The organism is Aquaticitalea lipolytica (assembly GCF_014641635.1).
In the GTDB taxonomy this organism is placed as follows: Bacteria; Bacteroidota; Bacteroidia; order Flavobacteriales; family Flavobacteriaceae; genus Aquaticitalea; species Aquaticitalea lipolytica.
The window spans coordinates 1,187,964-1,203,829 of sequence record NZ_BMIC01000001.1 but is presented as its reverse complement, the minus strand read 5'-3'; the positions used below and the strand labels follow the sequence as shown (position 1 = coordinate 1,203,829).

Sequence of the window (15,866 nt, the reverse complement as noted above, 5' to 3'; positions counted from 1 at the left end):
TTAAAAAGCTAATTGCTTAATAAAAAAGAAAAGTTTGAATTATTAATATATTCAGTCAAATTGCTTATTTGATTATCAGTTAAGTTATAGAATTTTAAGCTGTTTTTTTCAATTTCAGGACAAATAAATAAAAAGTTCTCTTTAATTGGTTTTTTAAATGATTCATCTTCATATATTAATTTAATTATTAAAAATGCTGAATCAAATTCTCTAATATTATATGGATATACTGATTCTAGATATGGAAAATTATTGTTACTATTAAAGTCACTTCCTAATATATCATTAAAATCAATCATTAAACTATCCGGTTCATATACAAAAGCAAACTTTCCATTCTTATAGAATAGTAGATTACTATTTATTTTAACATTAGTAGCTTTTCTCTTTCCACTATTTCTTAGATAAAATTTTAATTTATATTTATCATTATTTTCAGGTAGATTAATTAATTTTATATCTCCTGAAAATATTTCAATTTTAGCAGCGTCTCTTTCAAATTGAGCAATATCTCTCTTATTTTGCTCATCAACCATTTTTTGAAATATTTCTGTTTGTTTTAATGTGCTATTTAAAGTCTTAATTTGAAGCTTAACATCTTTTTCAATATCTCCCAATTTTTTATTTTGACTATCAATATTTTTCTTAATTTTTATAGTCTTTTCTAAACTTTCATTTAAATTTTCAATAATTGAATCTGCTTTCTTTTTTAAAGTTATTGTATTATTTAATGTTGTATCAATTTTTTTAACTTTAAACTTCTCATCTGAATCTTTTAAAATTTCTGACTTTACAGAAAAAAACAAGCCTGTTAAAATTAAAATTATTGATATTGTAATTAAGAATACTTTATCACTTTTGTTATTTACGAAATCCAAAAAATATGATAAAAGAGCTAATATAGCAGCTATTACTAATGTTATAATTATGTATCTCATACAAATTTGTTATAAATTAAAAATCCCTTTCACTTACCATTTGGTAAAAGAATAGGGAGAAAATAAATATACTAAATTATTTCGCAATAACGATTGCAGCGGCATCCTTTTCTTTTTTCCTTCAAAAAGAAAAGATACAGCGGAAAGCGTGGTGCTTTAGCAATTGCCCAACTTCTCGATACTATTTTGCATCGCTATTGCGCTACAAAATCACTCGAAGTGACAAAAAAAACCTCACATTGCTGCAAGGGTCTTGTATCTAAAAGCGAAGCGGTCTTATGTCTAAAAGCGCTAGCGGTCTTTTTTTAATATCTGTAATATTCTGGTTTAAATGGACCTTCAACAGGCACGCCAATATAATCAGCTTGCTCAGTACGTAGCTCTGTCAATTCCACACCAATTTTTGCTAAGTGTAATTTTGCTACTTTTTCATCTAAATGTTTAGGTAACATGTACACTTCATTTTGGTATGCATCTCTATTTGTCCAAAGTTCTATTTGAGCTAACGTTTGGTTAGTAAATGAATTACTCATTACAAAACTTGGGTGACCTGTTGCACAACCTAAATTAACTAATCGTCCTTCAGCTAAAATGATAATGTCTTTACCATTTACTGTATATTTATCAACTTGAGGTTTAATTTCTACTTTAGTGTTTCCAAAGTTTTTGTTTAACCAAGACATTTCAATTTCGTTATCGAAGTGACCAATGTTACAAACGATAGTTTTGTCTTTCATCATTTCAAAATGACGTCCTTGTACAATGTCTTTATTTCCTGTAGTTGTAATTACTATATCTGCATTAGCAACAACAGTTTCTAATTTTTTTACTTCAAAACCGTCCATTGCAGCTTGTAAAGCACAAATTGGGTCTATTTCAGTAACAGTTACAATACTACCTGCACCTTTAAAAGAAGCAGCAGTACCTTTACCAACATCACCATAACCACAAACAACCACACGTTTTCCAGCAAGCATAACATCTGTTGCACGACGTACAGCATCTACAGCACTTTCTTTACAACCGTATTTATTATCAAATTTACTTTTAGTAACTGAATCGTTCACGTTAATTGCAGGCATTGATAATGTTCCGTTTTTCATACGCTCATATAAACGATGAACTCCTGTTGTAGTTTCTTCAGATAAACCATTAATTCCAGCCATTAATTCTGGGTATTTATCAAAAACCATGTTAGTTAAATCACCACCATCATCAAGAATCATATTTAATGGCTTTCTGTCTTCACCAAAAAATAACGTTTGCTCAATACACCAGTTAAATTCTTCTTCGTTCATTCCTTTCCAAGCATAAACAGGAATTCCAGCATCAGCAATTGCAGCTGCAGCTTGATCTTGTGTAGAGAAAATATTACAAGAACTCCATGTAACTTCTGCACCTAGAGCTTTTAAGGTTTCAATTAATACAGCTGTTTGAATTGTCATGTGTAAACAACCAGCAATACGAGCACCTTTAAGAGGTTGAGAATTTCCGTATTCTTCGCGAAGACTCATAAGTCCTGGCATTTCAGCTTCAGCTAATTCTATTTCTTTTCTTCCCCAAGCCGCAAGAGACATGTCTTTGACTTTGTAAGGTACGTAAGGTATTGTTTTTGTATTCATAATTGTATATTTGTTATCTTATATTCATAAAACGAGTGCAAAGATAATTAATAACTTCGAGACTTCTAAATGCCTTTATATAAAACCTTTACTCCAAACTCACAAACTACTGTTAAAATCTGGAAGATTACAGAGTCTTATGACGATTTAATGCGTCCTATTAGTTTAAGACCTGAAAGTTTAGAGCGTGTTTTAGGAATGAAAAGCGAAATACACCAAAGAGGGTTTTTAAGTGTTCGTCATTTATTAGCAGAATTTGGATATACTGATACAGATTTGTTTTATGACGCTAATGGGAAACCTCATTTAAAGGATGGGAAATATATTTCAATTACACATTCGTTTACATTTTCTGCTATTATAGTAAGTGAACATGAAGTAGGTATTGATATAGAAATGCAACGTGAAAAAATTAAAATTATCGCTCATAAATTTGTTGATTATGAGTTTGATTATTTAAATAAAAGTACTGAAGATTATATAAAAAAACTGACTGTTATTTGGGGAATTAAAGAGTCACTGTATAAGCTTTTTGCTACTCCAGGAATGTTGTTTAGAGAACATTTTTTGGTAGTACCATTTATGTTGGAAGATGGAGAAACTATTGCATGGATAGATTATGAGCATAAAAAATATAGATATAACACATATTTTTTAGAATTTGAAGGTTTTACTTGCGCATACGTAACCACCTAATGGAAAGCATCTATAACAACATATTACATTCAATTTCTAAAGACGAAAGGTTACTTGCAGTTTTAATTGATCCTGACAAAATGAAGCTTAAAGGGTTGTCTGACTTTATGATGAAACTCAATAATTCGAAAGCAACTCATGTTTTTGTAGGAGGAAGTACTGTTGAAGATAAAATAACAGAAGTTTTAGTAATTGAAATAAAAAAGCACACAAAATTACCAGTAATTTTATTTCCTGGTGATGTCACCCAAGTTACAAACGAAGCTGACGCATTATTATTTTTGTCATTACTTTCTGGAAGAAATCCAGACTATTTAATAGATAAACATGTTAAAGCTATATCCAAATTAAGAGGCTCTAAACTTGAAGTAATTCCAACAGGTTATTTATTAATTGAAAACGGTAAAGAAACCTCAGTACAGAGAGTAACACAAACAAAACCAATAGCTAAAAATGATATTCAACTTGTTGTTGATACTGCTAGTGCAGGAGAATTATTAGGGATGAAGTTGATATATCTTGAAGCTGGAAGTGGTGCTTTGCATCCAGTTTCTGAAAACATTATTAAAGCAGTAAAACAAGAAATTAAAATCCCTTTAATAGTTGGTGGTGGAATAAAAAGTATTGAACAATTAGAAAATGCATACAAATCTGGAGCGGATATTGTTGTAATAGGTACAGCTTTTGAAAACGACAAATCTTTTTTTGATAAACTTAAGAAATAGTATAATGAAAATATCTGTTGAATTAACCTTAACACCATTGCATGACAATTTTGAACCTTCTATTATACATTTAATAAAAAAGCTAAGAGCTTCTAACTTAAAAGTATTAGAAAATCCCCTAAGTACACAAGTATATGGAGACTATGATGAAGTTATGGATTTGCTTAAAAACGAAATAAAAGAAGCATTTGAGCTGATGGATAACGGCTTATTATTTATGAAAATTGTAAAATCTGATAGACACAATTATGAGCCACATTTTTGATTTTTTTCTTGAAGCTTATAAAAATACTCCAACGTTTCAAATTGTTTTAGAAGCCATTGCGTTTGTATTTGGAATATTAAGTGTTTGGTATGCTAAAAACGAAAACATTCTGGTTTATCCAACAGGAATTATATGCACAGTTATTACAGTTTACCTACTTTATATCAACCAATATTTTGGTGATATGATGATGAACTTTTATTATTCTGTAATGAGTATTTATGGATGGTGGAACTGGTCACGAAAGAAAGAAAACACTTATATTTTGCCAATTTCTAGGACTAACCAAAAAGAGAAAATTATAGGTCTTGGTTTTTTTGCTTTAACAATCGTAATAACTTTTTTGGTGTATAAAGGGTTTAACTATACAATGCAAATCCCTAATTATATAGACGTAGTAACTTCTGGTGTTTTTTTTACTGCAATGTGGTATATGGCAAATAAAAAATTAGAAAACTGGACGTTGTGGATTATTGGCAATTTAATAACAATACCACTATATGCCTATAGAGGTTTAGGTATGTTATCGCTACAATATATCATTTTTACAATTCTAGCTATACAAGGATATTTACAATGGAGAAAAAGCTTAAACAAAGAAAAAGCAACTGTATAAAAGTAGTAATGTTTGGACCAGAATCGACTGGTAAAACAACACTATCTAAACAACTGGCTAGGTATTACAACTCAGTTTGGGTTCCTGAGTATGCTCGTGAATATTTGCAAAATAAATGGAATAACGAACGTAAAACTTGCGAGCCTAAAGATTTATTACCTATAGCAATAGGGCAAATGAATATAGAAAACCATCTCGCTCAAAAAACCGATACAGTATTAATTTGCGATACAGATTTATTAGAAACTAAGGTATACTCTGAGGCTTATTACTCAGGAACTTGTGATCCATTAATAGAAAAATATGCGTTAGAAAACACTTACGATTTGTATTTTTTGACTTATATTGACACACCATGGGAAGCTGACGATTTGCGTGACAAACCTCATGAAAGAGAACGTATGTTTAAAGCTTTTGAAGAGGCATTAAAAACAAGCAAAAAACCTTATGTATTGTTAAAAGGAAGCTTAAAAGAAAGACTTGATGAAGCAACAAAACATATTGATTTACTATTAAAAAATAAGAAGTGAAATTTTCCGAAAAAGATATAAAACAGATCGAAAAGAAAGGTCTAACTATAAAGCAAGTTAATACTCAATTAGACTTGTTTAAAACGGGATTACCGTTTATAAATTTACATTCTGTTGCGACTGTTGGACATGGTATTAAAAAATGCAGTGATGATGAAAAAGTAGATTATATTAATTTTTTTGATACAAAAAGAGATAATACATCAATTATAAAATTTGTTCCTGCATCTGGTGCTGCCACCAGAATGTTTAAAACGCTTTTCGAATTTATTTCAGAGTTCAATCCAAAGAATGATACAATAAATTCATTTATTAACAGAAAGAAAGAAAGGGATTTATCTGTTTTTTTAGTTGCAATAGAAAAACTTCCATTTTATGATATTGTTTTAAATAAAATTGAAGAATATTATCCAGATTACAAGTTGTATTCAAATGATAAACAGAAATACGTATTTATAAAAACTATGTTAGATGAAGACAAGCTCAATTACGGATTTTATCCTAAAGGGCTACTGCCTTTTCATCAATATAAAGATCATTTAGCTACAGCTTTTGAAGAGCATTTATTTGAAGCAGCTTTATATGCATCAAGTAAAAATGAAGCTTATTTGCATTTTACAATTTCTGAACGATATAAAAATATTTTTGATGACGAGTTCAAGCGTATTGAAGATATTGTTGAGCGTAAAAAAGGCACAAAATTTCATATTTCATTTTCCTATCAAAATGAATCTACTGACACTATTTCTGTTACACCTCAAAATGATCCTTTTAGAGATGAAAATGGCGAGTTGTATTTCAGACCTTCTGGTCATGGAGCACTTTTACAAAATTTAAATGAATTAGATGCAGATATAATTTTTATAAAAAACATTGATAATGTAGTTGTCTTTAAATATGAAAAGGAAGTGGCTGAGTATAAAAAAATGCTCGCTGGCTTATTACTAAAAACTCAGGAGGAAGTATTTAAGATGATTGATATTTTAAATAAAGCAGATGTTTCTCATTCCGATTTAGTTTCAATTGCTGAATTTTTGATAAATAAACTAAATGTTAAGGTGAGTCATGAATTTGAAAAATACTCTAAAAAATACCAAATAGAGTATTTAATTGAAAAATTAGATAGGCCTATTCGCGTTTGTGGAATGGTGAAAAATGAAGGAGAACCTGGAGGAGGACCATTTTGGGTAAAAGAAGAAAGTGGTAATATCTCATTACAAATTGTAGAGTCTGCACAAGTGGACAGAAAAAATAAAAATCAAAAAGAAATACTTAAAAAAGCAACACATTTTAATCCTGTAGATATAGTTTGTGGTATAAAAAACCATAAAGGCGAACCTTTTGATTTGCAAAATTTTGTAGATCATAAAACAGCCTTTATAACTATGAAAACAAAACTTGATAAAGATTTAAAAGCTTTAGAGTTACCAGGGCTTTGGAATGGAAGTATGGCAAGTTGGAATACTATTTTTGTTGAGGTACCATTAATAACATTTAATCCAGTAAAAACAGTAACCGATTTACTAAAACCAACACACCAAATAAGGTAGAATGAACCAAGAAGTGTTACTTAGCGAACTTCAATTTAAAGCTGTAAGAAGCTCTGGTGCTGGCGGACAAAATGTGAACAAAGTAGCTTCAAAAGTCGAGCTTACTTTCAGTTTAGAGGATTCATTAGGATTGTCTGATGAAGAAAAACACCTTTTAAAGCAAACCATAGCTAGTCGCTTAACAAAAGACAACTTTCTACTCCTTCAATGTGATGAAAGCAGAAGTCAACATAAAAACAAAACATTGGTAATAGAACGTTTCTTTAAAGTTATTGAAGAAGGATTGGTTGTTCCAAAAAAAAGAAAGCCTACTAAAGTGCCAAAGCAAGTAAAAATAAAACGGTTAAAAACCAAGCGGATAGCTTCAGAAAAAAAGGCAAATAGAAAACCACCAGAAATTAATTAAATTCTTCATTGATAATTATTAATTGATAGTTATCTTTGCATCGTTCTCAAAAAAGGGGTGCCTATTATCGGCTGAGATCATACCCATTGAACCTAGAACAGGTAATGCTGTTTAGGAAACGAGCGTTAAGAAAATGTCTAGTAGACATTTTTAGTGAGTGCGAATAGTTCATCAATTATTCAACAAACAAAAATGCTTAAATAAAATCAATTATTAACAAAGAATAATGACCTCTTTTTATTCGATTATAATATAATCGTAATGAAAAATTTATTCGCTTTTTTAGCACTTTTTGCACTGTCTGTCAGTGTGTTTTCACAAGAAAAACAACAAGATTCTACAAAAACAGAAATTTTAGATGAAGTTCTAGTTAAGGCAGTTCGTGTAGAAGCCACTTCACCAATTACACACTCTAATGTTACAAAACAACAATTAGCAAAACGTAATTTAGGGCAAGATATTCCTGTTTTGCTAAACTATTTGCCATCTGTAGTGACCACAACAGATGCTGGAGCAGGAGTTGGTTATACTGGTATTAGAGTTCGTGGTATCAATGCACAGTCAACCAATGTAACCATTAATGGAATTCCTTATAACGATGCAGAATCCTTAGGTACGTTTTGGGTTAATTTAGGTGATTTTGCATCTTCTGTTGAGAGTCTTCAATTACAACGAGGTGTTGGTACATCAACTAATGGTTCGGGAGCTTTTGGTGCAAGCATTAATGTGTTAACAGATGCTGTTTCAAGTGAAGCTAATGGAGAAATATCTAATAGTTTTGGTAGCTACAATACAAGAAAACATACAGTAAAATTTAGTACAGGATTACTTAATAATCATTTTGAATTAGCTGGTCGTTTATCTCAAATAGCTTCAGATGGTTATATCGATAGAGCTAGTTCAGATCTTAAATCTTACTTTCTGCAAGCTTCTTACGTAGATAATAATACATTAATTAAAGCTATTACTTTTGGCGGAAAAGAAGTGACCTATCAATCTTGGAATGGGTTGGAAGATTTAGAACTTTTAGAAAATAACAGAACTTTCAACACTGCAGGAATGTACACTGATGATGAAGGTAATACTCGTTTTTATGATAACGAAGTTGATAATTACAACCAAGACCATTATCAATTGCATTGGAATGAGCGTTATAATAATAATTGGTCAACTAATCTTGGTCTAAATTATACCTATGGTCGTGGCTATTTTGAACAATATAAAGAGGATGAAGATTTTGCTGATTACAATCTCGAAGAAATAACTATTGGAGGTGAAATAGTTAACACAACTGATTTAATTCGTCGTCGTTGGTTGGATAACGATTTTTATGTGGTTAACGCAAGTGCAAACTATAAAAAAGATGCACTAAATATGACCTTTGGTTCTTCTTATAGTAATTATGATGGTGATCATTTTGGTGAAATAATTTGGGCGCAATACGCAAGTAACAGCGAGATTGGAGACCGATATTATGAAGGAAATGGAAGAAAAAAAGATTTTAGCACTTTTGTAAAAGCAACCTACAGACTTAACGATAAAGTAAGTTTATATGGCGATTTGCAACTTAGAAATGTTGATTATAAAACATCAGGACTTACATCAGACAGAGTACCTTTTAATGTAGATGAGAACTATAGTTTTTTTAATCCAAAAGCGGGAATTACTTATAAGTTAAACGATGAAAATAATTTCTATTTTTCTTATGCAAGAGCAAACAGAGAGCCAAATAGAGATGATTTTGAAAATAATGAAACTGTAAAGCCAGAGCAACTAAATGATTTTGAATTAGGTTGGAGACATATTACAGAAAAATTCAGAATTAACATTAATGGGTATTACATGCTATATAATGAGCAATTGGTATTAACAGGAAATATTGATAATGTAGGTAATCCAATAAGAACAAATAGTGGAGATAGCTACAGGTTAGGATTAGAAGTTGAAGCAACAGTTAAACTAACTGATAAATTTTTAGTTCAACCAAATTTTACAGTTAGCTCAAACAAAAACAAAGAAACCGTTGCTTCAATTGATGGTGAATTAGTAAATCTAGGTAAAACAAATATTTCATTTTCACCAGAGTTTGTTGCAGCAAACGCAATTGTATTTCAACCAAAAGAGAGTTTTCAAGTATCGTTTTTAAGTAAATATGTTGGCGAGCAATTTATGGGAAATACAGACGCGAAAGCATCAAAATTAGACAGCTATTTCATAAACGATTTTAATATAGTTTATGAAATAAAAATGAATTCAATTTTTAAGTCAGTTGTGATATCAGGTTTAGTAAATAATGTGTTTGGAGTAAAGTATATTTCTAATGGATACTACTATACCTATGATGATACTTGGTCTGTGCCAGGAAGCACAACAACCATTGAAGGTGCTGGTTATTACCCACAAGCTACGACTAATTTTTTAGTAGGAGCTACTTTGAAGTTTTAATTAGTAACTAAATAGCTATTATTACCAATGGCTTCAACTCTGTATTCTTTTAAACCACAAGGTAATTGTGTACCTAAAGATTGACCAGTAAATAAGCTATACTCATTGGCGTCAGCGCAACCACACTCTGCATTGGCGCCATTTATTGTCATTATAGAGCAACTATTAGGTTGATGGTTTGGGTCTGAAGCATCCCAAGCTCTTAGTCCAGAACCAACATTAGTAATAATAACACCACCATTACCTTGATTGCCAACATAAACAGAGTTACTTGTAAATTGTAATTGGCTAAACTGAGGTAAATTTAAATTTACAGTAAGATTAACACCAACATTTAGTAAAAAATTACAATTATTTATAGTGTCATTCTTGCTGCAAGCTGTTAGTAATAAAAAAGATAAACCTAAAATATAATGCTTCATAAGTCAAAAAAAATTGAGTTGCAATTTACAACAAAATAAACGTTGCAATAAATATTTTGTATATTTGCTATATAATCTCGTGTGAGCGGGATTTTTTCTATTTATATAGTTGTGCTTTAGTGCTAAACTATAATTAAAACGATGAAGTTATGAGTAAAGTATCTTATTACACTGCAGAAGGGTTAAAAAAATTAAGAGACGAACTTAATCAGTTAAGAGATGTAGAGCGTCCAAAGGCGTCACAAGCTATTGCTGAAGCCAGAGATAAAGGAGATTTAAGTGAAAATGCTGAATATGATGCAGCAAAAGAAGCACAAGGTATGTTGGAAATGAAAATTTCTAAACTTGAAGAATCTCTTGCAAATGCTAGACTTATTGATGAATCTCAATTAGATGCATCTAAAGCATTAGTATTATCAACAGTTAAAATAAAAAATCAAACTAATGGAATGGTGATGACCTATACATTAGTAGCAGATGGCGAGGCAGATTTAGCTACTGGAAAAATATCTGTAAACTCACCTATTGGTAAAGGTTTGCTTGGTAAATCGGTTGGAGAAGTAGCTGATATACAAGTGCCTAATGGTGTTATGAAGTTTGATATTTTAAAGATTACGAGATAGATAGTATTCAGATAGAATTTTTAAATATTATAATTCCTGTTCAAATAAAACTGAACAGGAATTTTCTTTTTATCTTTACATTAACTCAAAAACTAATAATCTAATGGCATCAATATTCACGAAAATCATAAATGGCGAAATACCATGTTATAAAGTTGCAGAAACTAAAGATTTTATTGCATTTTTAGATGTCAATCCAAATGCGAAAGGACATACGCTATGTGTACCTAAAATAGAAGTTAATAAATTATTCGATTTAGATGAGGTTACTTATGTTGGGCTAATGGAGTTTGCCCGAAGTGTTGCAATAGCCTTAGAAAAAGCAGTGGCATGTAAACGAGTTGGAATGACAGTAATTGGCTTAGAAGTGCCTCATGTGCATGTGCATTTAATACCATTAAACGCTATGGAAGATGCTCGTTTTTTAAATAAAGTAAGTCTTAAAAAAGAAGAGTTTGAAGCTATTGCAAAACAGATTAGTGATCGTCTTTAATTCACAAAAATAAAAACATTCAAAGCAATTATAATTAAAATTGCTAATATCAATAACAGCCAAGATGTTTTTTTAAGCTTAAAAGTAGCCGATTTAGGCACTAATGCCTTTTTTTGGTAACTAATAACGCTATCAATGTCGTCAGTCCATCGAGAAGGCGAAATATCTGTTTTACAAACATTACAAAACATAGAATATGTAGTTTCGTTTGTTATTGCTCTGTAAAACGCATTTTCAACAAATTTTTGTTTAAAGGTAAGCTGTAACCCATCGCGCGAATAGCATTCTGGGCAATGGTTATTCAATTCAAATTCTTTAACTGTAAAAAGCTTTTCATCCATAATAGCATTACTAAGATAGTAATTTTAAGGAAATTTGCATTGTAGTTCCTTTTCCTATCTCAGAATGAAGCACTTTAATCCTTCCTTTATGGTAATCTTCAATGATACGTTTTGCTAAAGATAAGCCTAATCCCCAACCACGTTTTTTGCTAGTAAAACCAGGCTCAAAAATTTTATTGAATAAGTTTTTTGAAATTCCTTTACCAGAATCAGTCACGTTAATTTTTACAAAATTTGCATCTTGAATAATGGTTACTTTAAGTTTACCTTTACCTTTCATAGCATCAATAGCATTTTTCACCAGATTTTCAATAGTCCAACTATACAGCTGTTTGTTTAAGTTAACATATATAGCTGTTTCAGGAGCTGAGATCTCAAAATCAATTAAGTTAGATGAGCGCGCTTTTAGATATTCGTAAGATTCAACGGTTTCTGTAACAATATCAGCTTTTTCGAGAGCAGGTACTGAACCAATTTTACTAAACCTATCTGTAATTGTTTGTAACCTGTTTATGTCTTTTTCTATTTCTAGTAGATATGAAGGATTAACATGTTCACTACGCAATATTTCTGTCCATCCCACTAATGATGATAAAGGCGTACCTATTTGATGAGCAGTTTCTTTAGCCATCCCTGTCCAAAGCTTATTTTGAGTTGCAATTTTTGAACTTCGATAAAAGAAATATACAACAGCACCAAACAGAAATATGATTAACAACAAGGCTAAAGGATAGTATTTTAACTTGTTTAAAAGAGGAGAATTACCGTAATAAATTGTTGAATAAACTCTATCTCCATATTTTACTTCTAGAGGCTGATTCTCATTCTTAAATTGTTTTATTAATTTTTGAATATAAAGTGAATCTTTAGCCTTTTCTTCATCAATGTTGTTATGATTAATACTTCCATCATCATTAACACGAATCATAGGAGTTGTTGTGTTGCTTGAAAGAACTTGTATTGTAAGTTCGCCAAAATCTGTGTCCAAGTCCATGTTTCTATTTAATTCTTTCTGAGCAAAAGACCAGTTCTGCATTTTAGTTCGCTCTTCAGCTTTAAAATTTTGAAAGAAAATATAGGTATTCCAAAGGATTAAAGAAATAATTATAAACGATGTGATAATAATAATCCATCGCAACACATTTCTATTCATACTAAATGTCATTGGTAAGTTTTAATTATTTAAATATACTTTAAATATACAATGTAAATATGTTAATATTATTGTTTGTTTATTGTTATAAATCGCTTTTATAAAATTGCTAATATGGTTACATTTGCATCTAATCAATTATTTAGATGATATCTTTTGATCCAAAAGACCTTTCAACAGGAAAACTTCATGGTTATTTATTAAGCGCAGTTGCGCCTCGACCAATTGCGTTTGCAAGCACTATAGATGCTGATGGAAACCCTAATTTGTCGCCATTTAGTTTTTTTAATGTATTTAGCGCTAATCCGCCAATTCTTATTTTTTCTCCTGCAAGGCGTGTGAGAGATAATAGTGTAAAACACACATTAGAAAACGTTGAGGTAACAAAAGAAGTTGTTATTAATGTGGTTAATTACGATATCGTTCAGCAAATGTCATTAAGCAGTACAGAATATGCAAAAGGAGTTAATGAGTTTGATAAAGCAGGTTTAACAATGCTTAAATCAGACAAAGTAAAACCTTTTAGAGTTGCAGAATCTCCTGTTCAGTTTGAATGTAAAGTAAATGAAATTATAAAACTTGGTGAAGAAGGTGGAGCAGGTAATCTAGTAATTTGTGAAGTTGTTAAATTTCACATTACCGAAGAGGTTTTAGATGATAATAATACCATTATACAAGAAAAGTTAGATTTAGTAGCCAGAGCAGGAGGCGATTATTATAACAGAGCTAAAAAAGGATTTTTCGAAATTCCGAAACCGCTTTTAAGTCTAGGAATTGGTGTTGATGCCATGCCTGACGAAGTTAAAAACAGTATGATTTTAACAGGTAACGATTTAGGGATGTTAGGTAATATTGAAAGATTGCCTACAAAAAAGGAAGTTACTGAGTTTTTAAAAGAGGTTAGCGAACGCTATCCAAACATTAAAGAAATGACACATAGAGAAAAGCATAAAATAGCACGTAATTATTTAAGTTATGGAGACGTTGTTAGTGCATGGAAACTGTTGTTATCATAAATTAAAGAGAATAATAATTAAGAATAAACAAGATTAAAATGGAAGTACAAGGAAAAATTAAAATGATAGGAGAAACTCAAACTTTTGGGAGTAATGGGTTTAGAAAAAGAGAGGTTGTAGTAACTACAGAAGAGCAATATCCTCAGCATATTTTGGTAGAGTTTGTTCAAGACAAAACAGATTTGTTAAATAACTTTCAAGTTGGTCAAAATGTAAAAGTGAGCATAAATTTAAGAGGACGCGATTGGGTTAATCCGCAAGGGGAAACAAAATATTTTAACTCTATTCAGGGTTGGAGAATTGAAAGTGTACAAGCAGGAGCTCAAGGCGATATGCCACCAGTTGCACCAGCTGAAGCTTTTGAGCCAGTAGGAGATTTAAATGAAGATGATCACGACGATTTACCTTTCTAAATTGTTTAAATACTGAACATCTAAGGGTTTAAATATAAAATCTCAATGTATAACTCTACATTGAGATTTTTTTATTTTTATAATAGAAGAAGTCCTAATTATTCATAACCAGGACTTCTTATTGTGGTTTTAGGTTTGACCTTTATAAACAAACTCAAAAAAGCAATGATGAATATAATTCAAAGCATAAAGGTCATATCAAATATGGCGAAAAAAGTTCGATTTTCAAAGTAAAACAACTGTTTTTAATCAATTATATTTACGCAAACGATGTAGTAAACTAATGAATTTTTTATCACAAAAAATAGAGTTTCCTGATGTGTCAAAGACCTCAAAAGAGGGTCTTTTAGCTATTGGTGGCGACTTGTCTGTCAAACGTTTAATACTAGCATATAAAAGCGGCATATTTCCTTGGTTTGATGATGAAGAGCCTATTTTATGGTGGTCGCCAAATCCGCGTTTTGTGCTCTATCCAGATAAGCTTAAGGTTTCTAAAAGTATGCAACAAATATTGAGAAGAAAAGACTTTGTTGTTACAACAAATAAAGCTTTTAAAGAAGTTATAAATGAATGCTCACAAGTAAAACGCATTGGTCAGCCTGGTACTTGGATTACACAATCTATGATAGATGCCTATATAAGTTTGCATAAACTTGGTTATGCTAAATCTGTTGAGGTTTGGCAAAATAATGAGCTTGTTGGTGGCTTATATGGTGTCGATTTAAATAATGGTGTTTTTTGTGGCGAAAGTATGTTTGCCAAAGTAAGCAATGCAAGCAAAGTTGGCTTTATCAATTTTATTAAAAACTCCAATTATAAACTTATCGATTGCCAGGTTTATACACAACATTTAGAAAGTCTAGGAGCTGAAGAGATTTCTAGAGATAAGTTTTTGAAGTATTTATCTTGATTTTCACAGATAAATAGCAGAAAGACACTATAAATTATACCTCATTATACCTAAAACAATTTACTTCGTGGTCGTTTACCATTCCTGTGGCTTGCATATGTGCATATATTACAGTTGAACCAACAAACTTAAACCCTCGTTTTTTTAAATCTTTACTTATAGTATCACTTAACGCTGTAGTTGGTGGTGCTTCTTTATAATTTTTTACCTTGTTTTTTATAGGTTTATCATTAGTAAAAGCCCAAATATAGTTGCTAAAACTTCCAAACTCTTTTTGTATATCAATAAAAGCTTGGGCATTGCTAATGGTGGCTTTTATTTTTAATTTATTTCTAATAATTCCTGCGTCTTCAAGTAGTGAATCAATCTTTTTTTGATTGTAATTAACTATTTTTTTATAATCGAAATTATCAAACGCTTTTCTGAAATTTTCACGCTTTCGAAGAATGGTAATCCAACTCAATCCAGCTTGAAACGTTTCCAAAATTAAAAATTCAAAAAGCGTAGCATCATCTTTTACGGGAACTCCCCATTCAGTATCATGATAAGCTTCATAAATTGGGTCTCCAAGACACCAGCCGCATCTGTGTTTTGTCATATTATTGCAATTAATTACTGTTTACTAACAATTGTAAGTTTTAAGTTTAAAGTAAGACTTACTTATGATAAAAGTCATAAAAAATAAAACAACAAGATACTATT

19 protein-coding genes are annotated in these 15,866 nt (G+C 30.7%); 13 read left to right on the top strand and 6 right to left on the bottom strand.

Annotation, left to right across the window (positions count from 1 at the left end; translation table 11 throughout):
- Nucleotides 1-8: 8 nt before the first annotated feature.
- Both IEW41_RS05650 and ahcY read right to left on the bottom strand, forming a co-directional pair.
- Nucleotides 9-806, bottom strand: coding sequence for a hypothetical protein (locus IEW41_RS05650; RefSeq protein WP_188605321.1), 798 nt, complete (start codon nucleotides 804-806; stop codon nucleotides 9-11).
- Between the two features lie 437 nt (nucleotides 807-1,243).
- Nucleotides 1,244-2,560: an adenosylhomocysteinase gene (ahcY, locus tag IEW41_RS05645; RefSeq protein WP_188605320.1), complete on the bottom strand. Its 1,317-nt coding sequence runs from the start codon at nucleotides 2,558-2,560 to the stop codon at nucleotides 1,244-1,246.
- A gap of 69 nt (nucleotides 2,561-2,629) precedes the next feature.
- Here ahcY and IEW41_RS05640 point away from each other — a divergent pair, with 69 nt between their 5' ends.
- The 8 genes from IEW41_RS05640 to IEW41_RS05605 all read left to right on the top strand — a co-directional run bounded on the left by IEW41_RS05640 (nucleotide 2,630) and on the right by IEW41_RS05605 (nucleotide 9,793).
- On the top strand, nucleotides 2,630-3,256 hold the full coding sequence (locus IEW41_RS05640; RefSeq protein WP_188605319.1) for a 4'-phosphopantetheinyl transferase family protein: 627 nt from the start codon (nucleotides 2,630-2,632) through the stop codon (nucleotides 3,254-3,256).
- Entirely contained in the window at nucleotides 3,256-3,981 is a 726-nt protein-coding gene (locus IEW41_RS05635; protein WP_188605318.1) for a phosphoglycerol geranylgeranyltransferase, read from the top strand. Before IEW41_RS05640 ends, IEW41_RS05635 begins: the two co-directional genes overlap by 1 nt.
- 4 nt (nucleotides 3,982-3,985) lie before the next feature.
- Nucleotides 3,986-4,246, top strand: coding sequence for a thiamine-binding protein (locus tag IEW41_RS05630; protein ID WP_188605317.1), 261 nt, complete (start codon nucleotides 3,986-3,988; stop codon nucleotides 4,244-4,246).
- Nucleotides 4,230-4,862, top strand: a complete 633-nt coding sequence (gene pnuC / locus IEW41_RS05625) for a nicotinamide riboside transporter PnuC (RefSeq protein ID WP_188605316.1) — start codon at nucleotides 4,230-4,232, stop codon at nucleotides 4,860-4,862. Before IEW41_RS05630 ends, pnuC begins: the two co-directional genes overlap by 17 nt.
- Nucleotides 4,823-5,392 (top strand): AAA family ATPase, encoded by a 570-nt coding sequence (locus IEW41_RS05620; protein ID WP_188605315.1) that lies wholly within the window; start codon nucleotides 4,823-4,825, stop codon nucleotides 5,390-5,392. The genes pnuC and IEW41_RS05620 overlap by 40 nt, the downstream gene beginning before the upstream one ends.
- Entirely contained in the window at nucleotides 5,389-6,942 is a 1,554-nt protein-coding gene (locus IEW41_RS05615; protein ID WP_188605314.1) for a DUF4301 family protein, read from the top strand. The genes IEW41_RS05620 and IEW41_RS05615 overlap by 4 nt, the downstream gene beginning before the upstream one ends.
- A 1-nt stretch (nucleotide 6,943) precedes the next feature.
- Nucleotides 6,944-7,348 (top strand): alternative ribosome rescue aminoacyl-tRNA hydrolase ArfB, encoded by a 405-nt coding sequence (arfB, locus tag IEW41_RS05610; RefSeq protein ID WP_188605313.1) that lies wholly within the window; start codon nucleotides 6,944-6,946, stop codon nucleotides 7,346-7,348.
- Nucleotides 7,349-7,609: 261 nt separating this feature from the next.
- Nucleotides 7,610-9,793: a TonB-dependent receptor gene (locus IEW41_RS05605; protein WP_188605312.1), complete on the top strand. Its 2,184-nt coding sequence runs from the start codon at nucleotides 7,610-7,612 to the stop codon at nucleotides 9,791-9,793.
- Here IEW41_RS05605 and IEW41_RS05600 read toward each other — a convergent pair.
- On the bottom strand, nucleotides 9,790-10,215 hold the full coding sequence (locus IEW41_RS05600) for a Rieske (2Fe-2S) protein (RefSeq protein WP_188605311.1): 426 nt from the start codon (nucleotides 10,213-10,215) through the stop codon (nucleotides 9,790-9,792). The genes IEW41_RS05605 and IEW41_RS05600 overlap by 4 nt on opposite strands.
- A gap of 149 nt (nucleotides 10,216-10,364) precedes the next feature.
- Here IEW41_RS05600 and greA point away from each other — a divergent pair, with 149 nt between their 5' ends.
- Entirely contained in the window at nucleotides 10,365-10,838 is a 474-nt protein-coding gene (gene greA / locus IEW41_RS05595) for a transcription elongation factor GreA (RefSeq protein WP_188605310.1), read from the top strand.
- Between the two features lie 103 nt (nucleotides 10,839-10,941).
- Nucleotides 10,942-11,331 (top strand): HIT family protein, encoded by a 390-nt coding sequence (locus tag IEW41_RS05590; protein ID WP_188605309.1) that lies wholly within the window; start codon nucleotides 10,942-10,944, stop codon nucleotides 11,329-11,331.
- On the opposite strand, the gene IEW41_RS05585 is transcribed toward IEW41_RS05590, so the two are convergent.
- Together IEW41_RS05585 and IEW41_RS05580 are read right to left on the bottom strand one after the other, a co-directional pair.
- Nucleotides 11,328-11,672, bottom strand: a complete 345-nt coding sequence (locus tag IEW41_RS05585; RefSeq protein ID WP_188605308.1) for a hypothetical protein — start codon at nucleotides 11,670-11,672, stop codon at nucleotides 11,328-11,330. The two genes, IEW41_RS05590 and IEW41_RS05585, sit on opposite strands and share 4 nt — an antisense overlap.
- A 10-nt stretch (nucleotides 11,673-11,682) precedes the next feature.
- Nucleotides 11,683-12,837 carry a sensor histidine kinase gene (locus IEW41_RS05580; protein ID WP_188605307.1) on the bottom strand — a complete coding sequence of 385 codons (1,155 nt, stop codon included), beginning with the start codon at nucleotides 12,835-12,837 and terminating at the stop codon, nucleotides 11,683-11,685.
- 134 nt (nucleotides 12,838-12,971) lie between these two features.
- Here IEW41_RS05580 and IEW41_RS05575 point away from each other — a divergent pair, with 134 nt between their 5' ends.
- The 3 genes from IEW41_RS05575 (at nucleotide 12,972) to aat (ending at nucleotide 15,164) form a co-directional block, all read left to right on the top strand.
- Nucleotides 12,972-13,841 (top strand): flavin reductase family protein, encoded by an 870-nt coding sequence (locus tag IEW41_RS05575; protein ID WP_188605306.1) that lies wholly within the window; start codon nucleotides 12,972-12,974, stop codon nucleotides 13,839-13,841.
- Nucleotides 13,842-13,879: 38 nt separating this feature from the next.
- Nucleotides 13,880-14,254, top strand: a complete 375-nt coding sequence (locus tag IEW41_RS05570; RefSeq protein WP_188605305.1) for a DUF3127 domain-containing protein — start codon at nucleotides 13,880-13,882, stop codon at nucleotides 14,252-14,254.
- Between the two features lie 283 nt (nucleotides 14,255-14,537).
- Nucleotides 14,538-15,164 (top strand): leucyl/phenylalanyl-tRNA--protein transferase, encoded by a 627-nt coding sequence (gene aat / locus IEW41_RS05565; RefSeq protein ID WP_188605304.1) that lies wholly within the window; start codon nucleotides 14,538-14,540, stop codon nucleotides 15,162-15,164.
- A gap of 34 nt (nucleotides 15,165-15,198) precedes the next feature.
- On the opposite strand, the gene IEW41_RS05560 is transcribed toward aat, so the two are convergent.
- Nucleotides 15,199-15,762 carry a DNA-3-methyladenine glycosylase I gene (locus IEW41_RS05560; RefSeq protein ID WP_188605303.1) on the bottom strand — a complete coding sequence of 188 codons (564 nt, stop codon included), beginning with the start codon at nucleotides 15,760-15,762 and terminating at the stop codon, nucleotides 15,199-15,201.
- Nucleotides 15,763-15,866 lie beyond the last annotated feature (104 nt).